This window comes from Oceanobacillus profundus, assembly GCF_003515705.1.
Lineage (GTDB): Bacteria > Bacillota > Bacilli > Bacillales > Amphibacillaceae > Oceanobacillus > Oceanobacillus profundus.
Genome location: NZ_QWEH01000002.1, coordinates 176,273 through 192,155, shown reverse-complemented (window position 1 = coordinate 192,155; position 15,883 = coordinate 176,273). Strand labels below are relative to the sequence as shown.

Genomic DNA, 15,883 nt, shown 5'->3' with positions numbered 1-15,883 from the left:
ATAATATGTATTACTCAAACCCTCTTCTATTGTAACAAATTTTTGAAATAAATTAATAGTTATCGACTTATTTTTTTAGTGCAAGTAACGACTTATCAGTTAAACACCCCTCTCTCAATAACTGAGAAAGGGGTGTATGCTTCATTATATACTCATAATTCCGCCTTTAGATGCATTTGTTACAAGCTTGGAATATCTTGCTAACCATCCAGTTTTAATTTTTGGTTCAAATGGTTTTAAGTCTTTACGTCGTTCTGTTAATTCTTCGGCCGAAACTATTACATTCATTGTCCGGCTTGGTAAATCAATTTTGATTATATCACCATTTTCAACCAAAGCAATTGGACCGCCTTCAGCTGCTTCTGGAGAAATATGACCAATTGAAATACCACGAGATGCACCACTAAAGCGACCATCTGTAATGAGTGCAACTTTAGTTCCTAGTCCACGACCCATAATAGCTGAAGTTGGCGCAAGCATTTCTGGCATGCCTGGTCCACCTTTTGGTCCTTCATAGCGGATGACTACAACATGACCTGCTTGTACTGTCCCATTATCAATCGCTTCTTGGGCTTCGTCTTGTGAATTAAAGACAATTGCTTCACCAGTAAATGTTTTGATTGACGGATCAACTGCACCTACTTTAATCACGGAACCTTCTGGAGCAATATTTCCATACAATACAGATAAACCTCCAACTGGACTATAAGGATTGTCTTTCGTACGAATCACTTCTGGATTAGTAATGTGATGGTCCTTTACAAGCTCACCCATTGTTTTACCGCTAACGGTAATTCTTTCCGGATGAATTGCCCCAGGGATTTTTGTTAGTTCATTAATAATTGCTTCTACTCCACCAGCTTTATTGATATCATCCATTGAAAGATCTGATGCCGGCATAATTTTTGCTAAGTACGGGACTCTTTCTGCAACTTTATTTATAACTTCTAAGTCGTACTCAATTCCAGCTTCATGCGCAATCGCCAATGTATGTAGTACGGTATTTGTTGACCCACCCATTGCCATATCAAGTGCAAAAGCGTCATCGATCGCTTCTTTTGTGATGATATCACGCGGCTTAACATCTTCTTTAATCATACGAACTAATTGTTTGGCCGCTTCGCGTACTAATTCTTTACGCCTTTCACTTGTAGCAACGATTGTACCATTACCAGGAAGTGCAACTCCCAGCATTTCCATTAAGCAGTTCATTGAATTTGCTGTAAACATACCTGAACATGAACCACATGTTGGACATGCATTCATTTCAATATCTAACAGCTCTTCTGAAGACATTTGTCCGGATTTGTGGGCACCAACACCTTCAAATACAGATGTTAAAGAAATTTGTTTTCCTGTTGCACTTACACCAGCTTCCATCGGTCCGCCTGATACAAAAACAGAAGGAACGTTCGTACGAGCAGCAGCCATCAGCATACCCGGTGTAATTTTGTCACAGTTTGGAATATAAAATACCCCATCAAACCAGTGTGCATTTATTACCGTTTCGGCAGAGTCTGCAATAAGTTCACGACTTGGTAAAGAATAACGCATTCCAATATGTCCCATTGCAATTCCGTCGTCTACTCCAATTGTATTAAACTCAAACGGAATACCACCTGCTTCAATAATCGCTTCTTTTACAACATCTGCAAACTCTCGTAAATGAACATGACCAGGAATAATATCAATGTACGAGTTACAAACACCAATAAAAGGTTTCTCAAAATCTTTAGGTTTTACTTTTCCTGTTGCATATAAAAGACTGCGGTGTGGAGCACGATCGACTCCAATTTTAATCATATCGCTTCTCATCTGAACAACACATCCATAATTTCAAATTTTAAATCTATTTTAAATCCTAAGTTGTCTGCTGTCAATATAGTTGTACGACAAGTTAAATAAAACTCTTCCTGTGACATTTCACCGGACTTTCTGAACTTCTCCTAATAAACTGTTATTCAATTCTTAAGTCTTTCATCGCGTGTAAAATGTGAATTTTCATTGCACTTCTGGCTCCCTCAGGATTACGGGCTTTCATAAATTCCATAATCAGCTTATGATCATTCAACGTATCTTTTACGACTTGCTCATTTTTTTGGGACAATTGGACTCCTTTATCAATTGCCTGAAAAACAACTGGCATAAGCTTGTCGATAAATTCATTATGAGTAGCCTTGGCTATCGATTTATGAAATTTCTGTTCAACATCTGTCCGATCCTCACCCTGGTCAATTTTTTGTTCAATCTGATTCCCATACTCTAATATGCGACTTAGCTCAGCATCACTCGCTCGTAACGTCGCATAATAGGCTGCTTCCGGCTCAAAAATCAGACGCATTTCATACAGGTCTTTCGCATTTATTCTTGCATGGGAAAGACCATTCAATGATTGCATGGTATCATGTAAATCAACTTCCTTTTTCACAAATGTACCTTTGCCTCGTTTAATTTCCAATACTCCATTTGTTACTAATATTCGAATCGCTTCACGCAATGTCGTTCTGCTAATCTGAAGTTCCTCTGATAACTCAATTTCGTTCGGCAGTTTATCACCTGGTAAAAATCTTTCTTCGATCGTAATCATTGATAAAATATCTTCTGCTATATTATCGGAAAGCCGCTTCATTTGTTTCATCTATCCTATCATCCTTATTTTTTTATAGTATAGCACACCATGTACACTGCATTATTAATCATTTAGAATACTAAACATGAACATAAACACTGGAAAAAATATGTAATGACACAAAATTGTACTACTCTACAGACCACCAACTACTGATATTTCGATATAATACGTTACATAGCTTTAATTTAAGGAAGACTTCATACTTTTCACTGTCCTAAAGGTTTTCCAAATACTTCAAGAAGGAGGATGTCGCTATGCCAAATACATGGACACATATTTTATTTTGCGAAGATGTGATTGATTCCGTCAAACAGCCTTATCCATTTTCACAATATGAACCTTATATGAAACTAGGCGCGCAAGGACCAGATCCATTTTTCTATTATAACTTCTGGCCATGGATAAAGGATGAACCTGTCCATGAAGTCGGTATGACACTTCATACGGAACGCTGTGGCGATTTCCTAATGGATTTGATTCGAAAAGCGAAGGGCCAATGTAGCGAGGTAAAAGCCTATGTTACCGGATTTATCACCCACCATATCCTTGATCGTAATACGCATCCATATATTCATTATCGCGCTGGCTATGAGGGAAGTAATCATCAAAAGCTGGAAATTATTATTGATACGTTAATGATGGAAAAATACCATAAATTAAAAACGTGGAAAACGCCTGTATATAAGGAAATTGATGTTGGCAGAACACTAAATCTCGAAGTACGAGAATTGCTTCACGAAACAATAAAGAAACACTATCCAGAATTAAATCGAGATACATCTGAATATATTCAAAAAGCATACCGAGATATGCTGCTTGCATTGAAGATACTTATGGATCCTTATGGTTGGAAAAACTTCATGCTACGCTCATTGATTTCATCTTATTCACATCAACCAGTAAAAACAAATGTTGATTACTTGAATTTAAATCATACAACCTGGTATCACCCTGCAACAAATGAAGCCTCAAACCATAGCTTTATTGAGCTATACGATAAAGCGCGAGTAGAAGGCATTGAAATTTTGTCACAGCTGCAAAACTATTGGGAAAACAGTGCCAACTCATCCGAACAACGATTAAGCGAACTTATTGATAATATTTCATATGATACTGGTAAGCCGTTAAAACTCGGCCTTAAAAATAAATATAGTGATCCAATTGTTTAGACATTAGTATAGTTTTTACACGATTAAAATAAATTCCTCGAGTAAAATATACTCAGAGGGTCTATATAGATAGCTCGGGATAGACAATAACTTGTATATCCCGAGCCTAATTTTTGTCAGCACTACTAGCAAACAATTTTTGATGACATGATGCTATTTCGGTTTTACCTCTACTACACCTTTAGGGTTTGTCAGTCGTTCCGCATCTTGCATTCCTTTTTCAACATCAACAAATCTCAGGATAATAATACCTGCAATAAAGAATACGATAAGTGAAACAATTCCAAGTCTACTGCTTCCTGTTACTTGACCTACAAAGGCAAACATAAATGGTCCAATCACAGCTGCGAATTTAGAGGATATTCCATAGAATCCAAAGAATTCCGCATGTTTATTTGCTGGAACCATCCGACCGAAAATGGAGCGGCTTAGGGATTGTGCTCCCCCTTGGACCATTCCAACTACAATAGCCAAAATATAAAAATGCAATGCAGAGGTCATAAAGTATCCAATTATGACAATACCAAGATAAACGAATAACGTAATATTTAATGCTTTTTTAGCTGTAATGACTGAAGCTAGCCACCCAAAGAAAAATGTAAAAGGAATTCCGACAAATTGTGTAATTAATAGGGCGACAATTAAATCATTCTGCGCTATCCCAATTTCACTGCCATAAACAGTAGCCATCCGAATAATCGTTGATATTCCATCATTATAAAGCCAGAAAGCCAGCAAGAAAATAAGCAGCTGTTTATATTGCTTCATTTCTTTAAATGTATTTCCTACTCGGGAAAAACCAATAGCAACATATGACCTATCACGTTTTACTTCAACTTTCTTTTCTTCTTTTATGTTTTTAATGAGTGGGATGGAGAAGATTAACCACCAAATCCCAACGGTGACAAAAGCAACTCGAGTAGACATCTCCGTATCTGGTAGCCCGAACCAGCCGGGATTTAAAATCATTAAAACATTAATCGCTAACAATATTCCTCCGCCTATGTATCCATAGGCAAAACCACCAGATGAAACACGATCAATTTCGTCTTTCGTGGCGACTTCTGGAAGAAATCCATCATAGAACACGTTCGCACCAGAAAAACCGATGGAACCAACTATAAATAGTACGGAGGCTAATATATAATCCCCTTCACCAACAAAAAACAGTAAAATACTTGCTATGATACCCATAAATGCAAAAAACTGAAGAAATTTTTTCTTGGCTGCAGAGAAATCACTAATGGCACCTAAAATTGGCGCAAGCACAGCCACGATTAAAACAGAAATGGACTGCGAATAGCCCCAATAGCTTGTAGCCAATCCTTCCTCTAAACCAGAGGCCGCTACACTAGAATAATAAACAGGAAGTACCGCCGCCATTATCGTTGTTGCAAATGCTGAATTACCAAAGTCATATAACATCCAGCTGCGTTGTATTTTCTTTTTATTTCCCATCAATTTTCACCCCTTTTGTTAGCATACCAAACTTTTCCTGTTTGGAAATAACAACATTGTAAAATTTACAAAAATAATATATGTAGGAATAAAGTAAAGGCTCCCAAAACTAGGTTAGCCAAAGCTTTAGAAGAATTTTTATAATGAAGCAGCAAGAAAAAGCCTCACCATAACGGTAAGACTTGGTATTGTTACTCCCATATAAAGTGTCTGTATGATTCACTTGCTTTAAGAAATTCCTCTTTATTACCTTTCTCAATGGAGCTATTGATGTCTTCTTCTAATCGATTTTTATTCCAGTTAAAACAAAGCTCATCCAAAATCAATCGGGAAAAGAGTCTTAATTCATAAGGTATTTCTCTTTTTGCTTGTAGCTTTTCACCTTCATAGCGATAAAATCGATATACTATTTTTTCCTTCTTCATGGAACATGCCCCCTTTGTTCCCTTTTTATTATTATCCTAAATTTTTAGAATAATTTCAACTAAAAACAACTTTTTTAGGCGATTTGGTACAAAAACTTAAATGCTGTTGTAACCTAGTTGCGACTAAATCTTAGCTAAAACCTAATGTCGGCATAAGGAATATGTTACCTTAACATTTCCTACATAAGCTAAGCATGTTCACATGGTCAAATCATCCCACAATACAGACGCATAATCGGACATCGCATTTTGTATTCTGTAAGGACACTTCCACTTTCGTTTCTAATTTTTCCCTCTGTAAACATCCTTCACACCCTTCAATACATATAACCAGGGTCTTGAATGTTTCTCTAGACCCACCTTGTCTTGCTCTGATAGACTGTTAAAGCTATATAAAAATGGAAACAATTAAATGTGGAGGCATTTAGGATGAATCATTCAGAAAACCTGAAAATGGGAGAAAAAGGCGCATGGCTAAGCATTTTTGCGTATATTACGCTTGCCATTATTAAATTATATATCGCTACAATTGGAGACTCTGCTGCCCTTTATGCAGATGGATTAAATAATATTACGGATGTAATTGCTTCTGTTGCTGTGTTAATCGGCCTAAAAATATCAAGAAAGCCGCCAGATAAGGATCATCGCTATGGGCATTACCGGGCTGAAACCGTTGCAGCATTATTTGCAGCTTTTATCATGATGTTTATTGGCGTACAAGTGATATACGATACATTGAAAAGTATGGCTGCCGCTGAAGCTTCACAGCCAAGCATGTTAACAGCATGGACCGCTTTAGGTTCTGCAGTTGTTATGTTATTTGTATATCGCTATAATGCTAAACTTGCTAAAAGAATTGAGAGCAGCTCATTAAACGCTGCTGCACAGGATAATCGTTCAGATGCGCTTGTAAGTATTGGGGCATTTATCGGTATTTGCGGGGCACAGTTTGGGCTTTTCTGGCTCGATCCATTAGCTGGAATGGTCGTCGGAATTATTATTTGTAAAACAGCATGGGATATCTTTAAAGATGCCACACACACACTAACAGATGGATTCGATGAAGAACAGCTGGAAATGATTAAGAAAAGCATTATCAAAGTACCTGAGGTTATAGAAGTCGTTGATGTCAAAGGGAGAGTCCATGGTAATCAAGCATTAATTGAGATCACCATTTTAGTTGACCCAACTTTGAATGTAGCAGAAAGTCACCGCATTACGGAAAGAATTGAAGACTATTTATTTAAAAAGCATCGCATCACACATGCGCATATCCATATTGAACCATATGGAGGAAAATAGGCTTTAGCAAATCATCGCTAAGCCTATTTTTTGATTGTTGATCAGGAGCTTTTTTAAAATGATAATAAAAAAACAGTAAGAATTGCTCCTAAGACAACTAAAATAATATTTAATCCAAAGTATGCCAGAACAACTGCCACAAGTCCACCTATCATTCCATGATGAGGCTCTTCTGGTTTAACAGACATAATACCAGGAAAAATTAAAGCTCCTAGTGCTGCATATGGTATTGCACTCAACCACTTATTAATCCAAGGACGAAACTGCATTTTTTCAATGATAACAGCAGGAATAACCCTTGGCAGCATTGTGGCTAATGACATCCCAATAATCATCAAAATAATCATGTGCGTTCCTCCCCTAGGAAATAAATGCCACTAAACCCACCAATAATCGTTCCAGCAACGATTGCCCAACCAGTACTCATCCCCAGCTGAACAAATCCTGCGTTGACTAGCATTGCTACAATTGCAATCGCAGCTATTCTTGTTTCCTGTTTAATAGATGGAATGAGCAGTCCAATAAACATGGCATACAATGCGATCCCCATACTTTGACTAAGTTTTTGGGGTATGATATCTCCAAGCATACCACCAAGCAGAGAACCAAAAACCCATGATAAATATGCGCTAGCAAGAATCGTGCCATAGAATAAAGCACCCTTTTTCATGCTTGCTTCTTTCGAATTCATTGCAGAGACTGCAAACGATTCATCGGTCAATCCGAAAGCTAATGGAATTTTCCATTTTAGTTTAATTTTTTTGAGCTGATTCATAAAAGATAAACTCATAACAAAATGCCGGAAATTCAGGACAAAGGTTGCAATAATAATTTCCAATGCTCCTGTTCCAACCGCAAACATATTCACTGCCATAAACTGACTGGCACCTGCATAGACCAAAGCACTCATCAATGTTAATTCTGTTAATGACATCCCTGCTTGCTTGGCTAGAACTCCATATGTAATCGCAACTGGCAAATAACCAAGAATTATTGGAAACCCTGTTGCAAACCCTTTTCGAATCATATGTATAGAAGTATACGAATGTTGTTCTTCTTTTAACACAATGTCTCACAAGCCTCCTCAAGTAAAATAAAACTTCCTCTTTTAGCAGTACTCTATTGCTAGTCGATAAAACATAATAAAGCTAAGGCAGAATATAGTGTCTTCCTCCCCTTTCTCTTGTTTTTGCTCTCGATCTTCGTGGTGATGGGAATTACAGCCTGGTAACGCATATAAAATTCTTTATAGTATAACTGAATATTTCCTAAAATGGAAGGATTCTATCTTATAGGAGGTGTTGACAAAAGAAGATTGGAGCATGTATAGTCAATATTACATAATTGAATTACGCAATTTATCCTAGGGATTCGAAGTAGATTATTTTTTAGCAAAGAATAGAGACAAAGCGGTTGGTGCAAGCTTTGGCGGAAAATAGTTGAATTACAAATCCTGTCTAGATATATGCTGAATGTTAGCATGAACTATTCAAAGGATTGCATACAATGAGCGGGTGAATTGTATTTCACCAATCAGGGTGGTAACGCGGAGTATAGCTTCGTCCCTTTTTTAGGGGACGGAGCTTTTTTGTATTTGGTAACAGCCACAGACCAAGTTTTTTAATATCTTCAAAAGGAGTAAACATCATGATTCCAATTAACCCAAAGCATCAACCTTCATTTATCGAAGCAATTTTCTTTTTTTTACTGATTATCGGTTTAATCAGCTACTTTATCATTGGATTAGAAGCTGTGCCACATATACCTATTTTACTCGGGATTTTTATACTTGTTGCATACGGTTTATTTAAACGTATCACTTTTAAAGAACTACAAGATGCCATGATTTCAGGAGCACAATCAGGTATGGGAGCTATTTTCTTATTCTTCCTTATTGGGATTCTAATTAGCAGTTGGATGGTTAGCGGGACCATCCCAGCACTAATCAATGCTGGCTTCACAATCATTGGCGGAACTTGGTTTTATGGAATTGTCTTTGCTGTTACTGCGATTATAGGCGTAACACTAGGTAGTTCCTTAACGACGACTGCAACTGTTGGCGTCGCCTTTATTGGAATGGCAGGTGCAATGGAAGCTTCCTTAGCAATTACAGCAGGTGCAATCGTTTCTGGTGCTTTCTTTGGGGATAAAATGTCGCCGCTATCTGATACAACCAATCTTGCTTCAACTATCGTTGGAGTAGATTTATTTGACCATATAAAGCATATTAGTTTAACAACGATACCAGCTTTTATCATTTCGTTAATTTTATTTGTTTTAATATCGCCAGAACAAAATACGTCTCTACAAAGTATCGTATCCTACCGTGAAGCATTACAAGCTTCTGGATTAATTCATTGGTTATCATGGATTCCATTGATCGTTCTCGTTATTTGCACAATTATTAAAGTCCAGGCTTTTATTGCCTTAACTGTAAGCAGTTTGGTGGCAACATTTATAGCAAGAATAACAAGTGACCATACTTGGTCAGAAATTTGGGCGTATTGGTTTAATGGTTATACTGGGACTACAAATTTTGAACCGGTTAATGAGTTGCTTTCCAAAGGCGGTATAAACAGTATGCTCTTCACGATTTCACTCGTTATTTTAGCTTTAAGCTTTGGTGGCCTATTATTTGTAACAGGGATTATTCCTACGATGCTAGCCACTTTTCAGGAAAAATTACGAAAAGCACGTTCCATTATCGCAGCAACTGCTGCTACAGCAATTGGTGTCAACGTCCTAATTGGCGAACAATATTTATCCATTCTACTTACTGGAGAAACATTTAAAACGGTATATGAAAAAGCTGGTCTAACTAAAAAGGCTCTTTCTAGATCTCTGGAGGATGCAGGAACCGTGATTAATCCACTCGTTCCTTGGAGTGTTTGTGGTGTATTTATTGCAGATGTACTAGATGTACCTGTACTAGATTATTTGCCATTCGCATTTTTCTGCCTGCTCAGCCCTGTTATTACGGTTTTATTCGGAGCAAAAACGGCAACATTGAAAAAATAAGTTACTAATGTGTTTCGATTGAACAAAAGCGCGTGGCGCCAAAGCTGGACATGGCTGTTTCGGTAAATATGTAATCCACAGCATTCAAATTTTTATAGTTACCTATCCTCAAAAACAATAATATGAGGCTTTCCCGATAAGGAAAAGCCTCATATTATTTTTGATAACTTTCTTAAGCCTTCAAGCAACCTTGGTGACGGTCTGCAAAAGAGCGATTCTTCTAAAACATGAATATTGTTATTTCGAATTGCTTTCATTTCATTCCAGCCTGGTCGCTTTTTTACTAATTCAGGTCGCATCTTATCTTCTTTTATTCCTACCCAAACCATACAAATATGATCTGGATCTCTTTTTTTTACTTCATCCCAATTTGTTTGATAACTAGCAACATGTTCCGTTGCGAAAATGTTTGCTGCTCCTGCCAATTGACTTATTTCTGTAAGCCAATTTACATATCCCGGAGTAAAAACTGGTTTTGGCCACCATTCCCAATATAAGGTTGGTTTATGTTCTTGTTCGAGTGCCTTTTCTTTATAAGCCTTCACTTCAGCAAGGAATTCGTGAGCTTTCACATCTCCAAGTGATTTAGCATTTAGAGCTTCTCCAACTACTCGAATATCATTTGCTATTTCTTCTAAAGAATTCGGATTCAAAATAATATAAGAGAGCTTTCTAGCATCTAGCTCCTCGATATTCTTTTCCATTCCAGGAACACTTAAAGAAGCTAGTATGAGGTCTGGCTGCAATGCTTCTACTTTGTCCATATCGATGGAAAGATCCGGCCCAACTTTCGGTAAATCCAATACCCTCTTCGGCCAGTCTGAATAATCGTCTACACCAACTAACACATCAAGTTTTCCCAAATATGCTAAAACTTCCGTATTGCTCGGACAGATTGATACAACACGCATAGACAATCGTCTCCCCGTAACGTACTATTATTCCTTGTCTTGATCCGTCGTTAAAAGTGGTCCATCCTTTGTAATTACAATTGTATGCTCATACTGTGCTGAGCGTCCTTTATCAATAGTTCGTGCTGTCCAGTTATTTTCATCCATTTGACTTTCCCAGCTTCCTTCATTAATCATCGGTTCGATTGTGATCACCATACCCTCTTTAAGACGCAATCCTTTATTAGGCAAGCCGAAATGCGGGATATGCGGATCTTCATGAATCGTCGGTCCAATTCCATGCCCAGTGAAATCACGAACAACAGAAAAGCCTTCTCCTTCTGCATAGGTTTGAATAGCATGGCCAATATCTCCAATACGCTTACCTACCTGGGCTTGTTCAAGCCCTTTATACAGAGCTGTTTTCGTGACATCCATGAGGCGTTTTCCTACCCCATCAACTTCTCCAACTGCATACGTCCATGCTGAATCGGCTAGCCCACCGTTAAGATTCACAACCATATCTATTGTAACAATATCACCATCTTGCAATTTTTCTTCTCTCGGGAAGCCATGACATATCTCATCATTAATTGATGCACAAATTGCATACGGATAGCCGTTATATCCTTTCTGCTCAGGTGTCGCTCCCCGTTCAGATAGAAACTTTTCTACAAAATCATTAATCTCCATGGTTGTAACCCCAGGTTTTATCATATCAGCTATCGCTTTATGACACGCAACAAGCACATCACCAGCAGCTTGCATTTGCTCAATCTCACGTTTACTTTTTCGTGTAATCATTGGTCATCTTCCTCTCTTTTATCGTCAACATTACGAACACTTATTGTTAAGTCATTATGGTTAATAACAGGAAATATACAAAATAAATTTTATCATAAAATAAAATTACTTTCAGTAACAGTCTACTATACTATATTATTCAAAACATAAAATTCATGACAAACACTTTCCTTCATTGTAAACCATTATTTGAGACTCCCAAGGCTAAAGCCGCTAGCTCTATACCTAGAGGTTTAACGAGTGGGATTCTTGCATGACTTACCGTTCGCAATCCATTTCTGTTTTTGAACAGCCTGCAAGTTAAGGGGCATCTCATTGCCCCGCCCTGTTTCGTTCCACCCATCTTTGATAGGCGTGTACCAAAACAGGCGGTGTCACTATTACCACGACACTAATTCTTTTTAGATTTCTCCTCGGATAGTCCGCTCACTGCTTTCGAAATATTTATGGCGGCATTTATATCTGCATGGCTTCGGTAGCCACACTTCCTACAACAAAAAGCATTTCTATCCCGATTTCGCTTGTCAACATGTCCACATTTGCACATTTGGGAGGTGTAGGTTGGATTCACATACTCAACCAAGAGCCCTGCCATTTGTGCCTTGTATGCAATAAACTGTTGCAATTGATAATGGGACCAGCGATGCAAAGTTCGACCTGCTTCTTTTTTTGATTTTCTGAAATGCCGGATACCTGTCAAATCTTCCATTCGAATTAGATGAACACCGTTATCCAATGCGAATCTGATAATTTGACGGCTTATCTTATGGTTTGTTTCCTTCACCCAGTCGGATTCTTTGTTTTTCGATTTACGGATAGCTTCAAGCTTCTTCAAGCTGCCAAGTTTTCGCCTACGGGAAGCGAAACGTCTTCTTCGATATCCGAGTTCCTTCCCTGGGAAAAAGATAGAAGTCGTCCCAATAGAACAGGTGGCAAGCTGGCGCATTCCGATGTCAATGCCCATGGTTTTGGCTTGAGCTTGATCGGCTTGCTTTTGTTCTACTTCAAAAGAAAAGCTGATTGCGACAAACCACCGCCCTCTTTTTTCAAAAAGCTCTGTAGTGCCTTGTTTAACCTCACTAGACAAAAGTTTGTCAAGCCATGGCTTTTGATGGTCTTTACAGACAACTGGCACACCAATCCGCTTTTCTTGTGTTGGAAAAGAGACTTTATATAATCTGTTTTCTCTCTCAACCTTAAAGTTTTGATTATTGAATCCACACCACATACGGCGAAAAGTTTTCGTTTTCTGTTTTTTCTTTTTCGATTTTACTGTTTGAATCGTTTGATTGACAACAGCTGCAGGAAATGGCTTATCTGAAAAGTGTTTAAATACTTTCGAAGTAGCTGTTTGAAGTCCATCAAAATGCAACAACCAATTTGAAAAAGCGGTATTAATCGCTGTCATTTTTTGGTACATTGCCATTTTCTCTTTTGTCGGTTTTTGTAGCTCCAGCTTAAGTGTGATCGTTTGCACGTTATACACCTCCTGCTTAAATTATATCACAAAAGGGAACGTTTGTGCTGTTTAAGTGTTACTTTTAGATTGGGTTTAAGGGAAAATCTCAAATACTGTAAAGTTTAAAACATGGAATGTATTTGTTTCCAAATAAAAATGCAGCAGGATAACTGCTGCATTTTTATTATGATGACGAAATGCGAAAGCACCTCATCTTATTGTATTCTATTTCTTAGCAGCAGTAGCCACCATAGCCTCCATTGCCCCCGCCTGTATAAGCAGTGCCAATGATTATTAATAAAATAAATAATACGACTAACAAGGCGAAACCGCCAGAGCCGAACTCTTTACCTCCAACATCTTTACTCATTTTTTTCCCTCCCTATTTTCAAGACTACTTTACTTTATGCTGCGTTCATCAAATTGGGAGGGCTATTTACTCATTTTTTTTCTAAAAATACTTATACATAATCACGCACATGATAAATTTTTCCGTTTTCCACATCATCATCTGTTAAAATATCAACCACTACTCCACCAACTAAATCTGTATCTTTTAGCAAGTTATTATCCTTAAATTCTTTAAACTTTTCCACATCGGCAAATTCATCTTCAGAGCTTGAACGTATTTTCTCTTGCATGTTTGTATCCATAATTCCTGGACTAAACGCGATTATTTTATGACCATTCTTCAATTCTTCCTGTTCAAGTGCAGCAGTTTTCGTATACATGTTCACACTCGCTTTAGTTGAACAGTAAGCACTCCAGCCATAAGATGGCTTTTCAGCTGCACCAGAAGTGATTACAACGCTAATTAACTGAACCCCTTTTTCCGTTGTCTTTTTTAGGAAATAATTTGTTATTGCCATCGGAGCAATCGTATTGAGATTCACATGTTTTGTAAGATCTGTAGTCTTTATATGCATCGATTGAGCAATTGGCTCAACCGTAGCAGCGTTATTTACTAAATAAACCGTTGTCGCTTCCTCCCAGAAAATAACATCGCTAATTTCATCACATACTGAATCCAATGTATTGATATTTGCCAGATCACAAGAGATATGCGTGAATAAATCTCCGTGATTTTCTAACTGATTATTCGTACTACGAGAAAGTCCAATTACATGAATATTTAAATCAATAAACAACTTGGCAATCGATTCTCCAAGCCCTTTCGAGACCCCGGTAACAATGGCATATTTCATTTCCACTCTCTCCTTTTAACGGTTTTTCATATTTTTATTTATCTTAATACAGAATTACCCCGAATCTGAAAAGGAGAAACGGGGTACTTTAATCATTCCTTATTAATTTCATCCCAGTAGTATACGAGTGTTTCCATCCCTTTATCAAAGCTATCTAACGGGAAGCTTTCATTTGGTGAATGCAAGCGATCCTCTGGTGTTCCAAATCCTAATAAAACAATTGGCATATCGTAAATTTCCTCAATCCATTCTACGACAGGAATCGAACCACCCATGCGAATGAAAATTGTTTCTTTATCAAAAGCTTTCGTATAACTGGCAGCAGCCTTTTTAATGAGTGGATGGTTCGGCTCTACTTTATATGCTTTAGAAGATAGTTTTTCTTTTTTCACTTCTAGTGTTACACCTGCAGGAGCAACTTTATTGACATGTGCTTCTAGTAATTCCTGAATTTTTTCAGGATCTTGTCCAGGAACAAGTCGACAGGTTATTTTTGCAGTTGCAGAAGATGGAATTATAGTTTTCGTTCCTTCTCCTTGATATCCGCCATAGATTCCGTTTATTTCAAATGTCGGACGTCCCATCGTGTGTTCTTTAGCCGTATACCCTTTTTCAGATACCGTCTCAGGTATACCAGTTGCTTCAACAAAATCCTCACTTGGAGCTTGTTCCATTAATTTCCTTTCAGCACCACTCAGTGGTTCTACATCGTCATAAAAACCATCTACTGTGATTACTTCATTTTCATTCTTCATTGATGCGAGTATGTGGCTTAATGCGATAATCGGGTTTCTTACTGCACCACCATACATACCGGAATGCAAATCATGATCGGGCCCATTTACGGTAATTTCAATGCCCGTAAATCCTTTTAACCCATATAGAATGGTTGGTTGATTTTTCGCCGCCATACCGGAATCAGAGATAACTGCAAAATCTGCTTGAAATTGCTCTTTCTTTTCTTGTAAAATGTTGTACAAATTCTCGCTGCCAATCTCTTCTTCCCCTTCAATGCATACCTTTACATTGAGCGGCAGTTTTCCTTCGGTTTTCATATAAGCCTCAAAAACTGCCAAGTGCATAAATACTTGTCCCTTATCATCACTTGAACCACGTGCATAAAGGCGACCATCTCTTACCTCTGCTTGAAAAGGATCACTTTTCCATTGGTCTATCGGGTCTACTGGCTGGACATCATAGTGCCCGTAAAAAAGCACTGTTGGGGCATCTTCTCCCGCCCCATTGTACGCAGCATATACAAGTGGATGACCTTCTGTCTCCTGCTTTTCTACCTTGTCAAAACCAATCTCTTTTAAGTATGTAACAATAAAGTCTGCCGCACGAGTTACATCTCCTTTGTATGCACTATCCGTACTCACACTCGGAATCGCCAGGAAATCACTCAATTTGGTTAGCAGACGTTCTCGGTTGTCCTTCAAATAGTATAATGCTTTTTCACTCATTAGACATTCCTCTCCTATCATATTGATATATAGTTTATTTTAGCATAACGGAAATGAA

15 protein-coding genes are annotated in these 15,883 nt (G+C 37.9%); 3 read left to right on the top strand and 12 right to left on the bottom strand.

Features of this window, described 5'->3' with window-relative positions:
* Positions 1–144: 144 nt before the first annotated feature.
* Both ilvD and D1B32_RS04085 read right to left on the bottom strand, forming a co-directional pair.
* Complete coding sequence (gene ilvD, locus D1B32_RS04090; RefSeq protein WP_118888699.1) at positions 145–1,815, bottom strand: dihydroxy-acid dehydratase; 1,671 nt, start codon at positions 1,813–1,815, stop codon at positions 145–147.
* 142 nt (positions 1,816–1,957) lie between these two features.
* Entirely contained in the window at positions 1,958–2,638 is a 681-nt protein-coding gene (locus D1B32_RS04085) for a FadR/GntR family transcriptional regulator (protein ID WP_118888698.1), read from the bottom strand.
* A 248-nt stretch (positions 2,639–2,886) separates the two neighbouring features.
* On the opposite strand from D1B32_RS04085, the gene D1B32_RS04080 reads away from it, so the two are divergent.
* Positions 2,887–3,801 (top strand): zinc dependent phospholipase C family protein, encoded by a 915-nt coding sequence (locus D1B32_RS04080; RefSeq protein WP_118888697.1) that lies wholly within the window; start codon positions 2,887–2,889, stop codon positions 3,799–3,801.
* A 153-nt stretch (positions 3,802–3,954) separates the two neighbouring features.
* Here the strand turns inward: D1B32_RS04080 and D1B32_RS04075 are convergent, their stop codons facing one another.
* Both D1B32_RS04075 and D1B32_RS04070 read right to left on the bottom strand, forming a co-directional pair.
* Positions 3,955–5,259: an MFS transporter gene (locus D1B32_RS04075; protein WP_118888696.1), complete on the bottom strand. Its 1,305-nt coding sequence runs from the start codon at positions 5,257–5,259 to the stop codon at positions 3,955–3,957.
* Positions 5,260–5,450: 191 nt separating this feature from the next.
* The gene (locus tag D1B32_RS04070) at positions 5,451–5,684 is read right to left on the bottom strand and encodes an IDEAL domain-containing protein (RefSeq protein ID WP_118888695.1); all 234 of its coding nucleotides are present in this window, start codon (positions 5,682–5,684) and stop codon (positions 5,451–5,453) included.
* 429 nt (positions 5,685–6,113) lie between these two features.
* Between D1B32_RS04070 and D1B32_RS04065 the strand changes: the two genes are divergently transcribed.
* Entirely contained in the window at positions 6,114–6,986 is an 873-nt protein-coding gene (locus tag D1B32_RS04065) for a cation diffusion facilitator family transporter (RefSeq protein ID WP_095309713.1), read from the top strand.
* Positions 6,987–7,039: 53 nt separating this feature from the next.
* Here the strand turns inward: D1B32_RS04065 and D1B32_RS04060 are convergent, their stop codons facing one another.
* A complete protein-coding gene (locus D1B32_RS04060; protein WP_118888694.1) occupies positions 7,040–7,333 on the bottom strand; it encodes a branched-chain amino acid transport AzlD family protein in 294 nt (97 codons plus the stop codon).
* Positions 7,330–8,013, bottom strand: a complete 684-nt coding sequence (locus D1B32_RS04055) for an AzlC family ABC transporter permease (protein WP_095310045.1) — start codon at positions 8,011–8,013, stop codon at positions 7,330–7,332. Before D1B32_RS04055 ends, D1B32_RS04060 begins: the two co-directional genes overlap by 4 nt.
* A gap of 620 nt (positions 8,014–8,633) precedes the next feature.
* Here D1B32_RS04055 and nhaC point away from each other — a divergent pair.
* Positions 8,634–10,004, top strand: a complete 1,371-nt coding sequence (gene nhaC, locus D1B32_RS04050; protein ID WP_118888693.1) for a Na+/H+ antiporter NhaC — start codon at positions 8,634–8,636, stop codon at positions 10,002–10,004.
* Positions 10,005–10,153: 149 nt separating this feature from the next.
* Here nhaC and D1B32_RS04045 read toward each other — a convergent pair whose 3' ends face one another.
* From D1B32_RS04045 to D1B32_RS04020, 6 genes are all read right to left on the bottom strand, one after another.
* The gene (locus tag D1B32_RS04045; protein WP_118888692.1) at positions 10,154–10,915 is read right to left on the bottom strand and encodes a cobalamin-binding protein; all 762 of its coding nucleotides are present in this window, start codon (positions 10,913–10,915) and stop codon (positions 10,154–10,156) included.
* Between the two features lie 27 nt (positions 10,916–10,942).
* Positions 10,943–11,698: a type I methionyl aminopeptidase gene (map, locus tag D1B32_RS04040; protein WP_118888691.1), complete on the bottom strand. Its 756-nt coding sequence runs from the start codon at positions 11,696–11,698 to the stop codon at positions 10,943–10,945.
* A gap of 391 nt (positions 11,699–12,089) precedes the next feature.
* Complete coding sequence (locus D1B32_RS04035; protein WP_118888690.1) at positions 12,090–13,175, bottom strand: RNA-guided endonuclease TnpB family protein; 1,086 nt, start codon at positions 13,173–13,175, stop codon at positions 12,090–12,092.
* A 214-nt stretch (positions 13,176–13,389) separates the two neighbouring features.
* The gene (locus D1B32_RS04030) at positions 13,390–13,527 is read right to left on the bottom strand and encodes a YjcZ family sporulation protein (RefSeq protein ID WP_095309724.1); all 138 of its coding nucleotides are present in this window, start codon (positions 13,525–13,527) and stop codon (positions 13,390–13,392) included.
* A 91-nt stretch (positions 13,528–13,618) separates the two neighbouring features.
* Entirely contained in the window at positions 13,619–14,362 is a 744-nt protein-coding gene (locus D1B32_RS04025) for a (S)-benzoin forming benzil reductase (protein WP_095309726.1), read from the bottom strand.
* 92 nt (positions 14,363–14,454) lie between these two features.
* Positions 14,455–15,825, bottom strand: coding sequence for a dipeptidase (locus D1B32_RS04020; protein ID WP_118888689.1), 1,371 nt, complete (start codon positions 15,823–15,825; stop codon positions 14,455–14,457).
* Positions 15,826–15,883 lie beyond the last annotated feature (58 nt).

Coding starts and splice junctions, on each gene's coding strand:
- ilvD (WP_118888699.1), bottom strand. CDS start 1,815: ATGAGAAGCGATATGATTAAAATTGGAGTCGATCGTGCTCCACACCGC.
- D1B32_RS04075 (WP_118888696.1), bottom strand. CDS start 5,259: ATGGGAAATAAAAAGAAAATACAACGCAGCTGGATGTTATATGACTTT.
- D1B32_RS04065 (WP_095309713.1), top strand. CDS start 6,114: ATGAATCATTCAGAAAACCTGAAAATGGGAGAAAAAGGCGCATGGCTA.
- D1B32_RS04030 (WP_095309724.1), bottom strand. CDS start 13,527: ATGAGTAAAGATGTTGGAGGTAAAGAGTTCGGCTCTGGCGGTTTCGCC.
- D1B32_RS04060 (WP_118888694.1), bottom strand. CDS start 7,333: ATGATTATTTTGATGATTATTGGGATGTCATTAGCCACAATGCTGCCA.
- D1B32_RS04020 (WP_118888689.1), bottom strand. CDS start 15,825: ATGAGTGAAAAAGCATTATACTATTTGAAGGACAACCGAGAACGTCTG.
- D1B32_RS04055 (WP_095310045.1), bottom strand. CDS start 8,013: ATGATTCGAAAAGGGTTTGCAACAGGGTTTCCAATAATTCTTGGTTAT.
- nhaC (WP_118888693.1), top strand. CDS start 8,634: ATGATTCCAATTAACCCAAAGCATCAACCTTCATTTATCGAAGCAATT.
- D1B32_RS04085 (WP_118888698.1), bottom strand. CDS start 2,638: ATGAAACAAATGAAGCGGCTTTCCGATAATATAGCAGAAGATATTTTA.
- D1B32_RS04045 (WP_118888692.1), bottom strand. CDS start 10,915: ATGCGTGTTGTATCAATCTGTCCGAGCAATACGGAAGTTTTAGCATAT.
- D1B32_RS04025 (WP_095309726.1), bottom strand. CDS start 14,362: ATGAAATATGCCATTGTTACCGGGGTCTCGAAAGGGCTTGGAGAATCG.
- D1B32_RS04080 (WP_118888697.1), top strand. CDS start 2,887: ATGCCAAATACATGGACACATATTTTATTTTGCGAAGATGTGATTGAT.
- D1B32_RS04070 (WP_118888695.1), bottom strand. CDS start 5,684: ATGAAGAAGGAAAAAATAGTATATCGATTTTATCGCTATGAAGGTGAA.
- map (WP_118888691.1), bottom strand. CDS start 11,698: ATGATTACACGAAAAAGTAAACGTGAGATTGAGCAAATGCAAGCTGCT.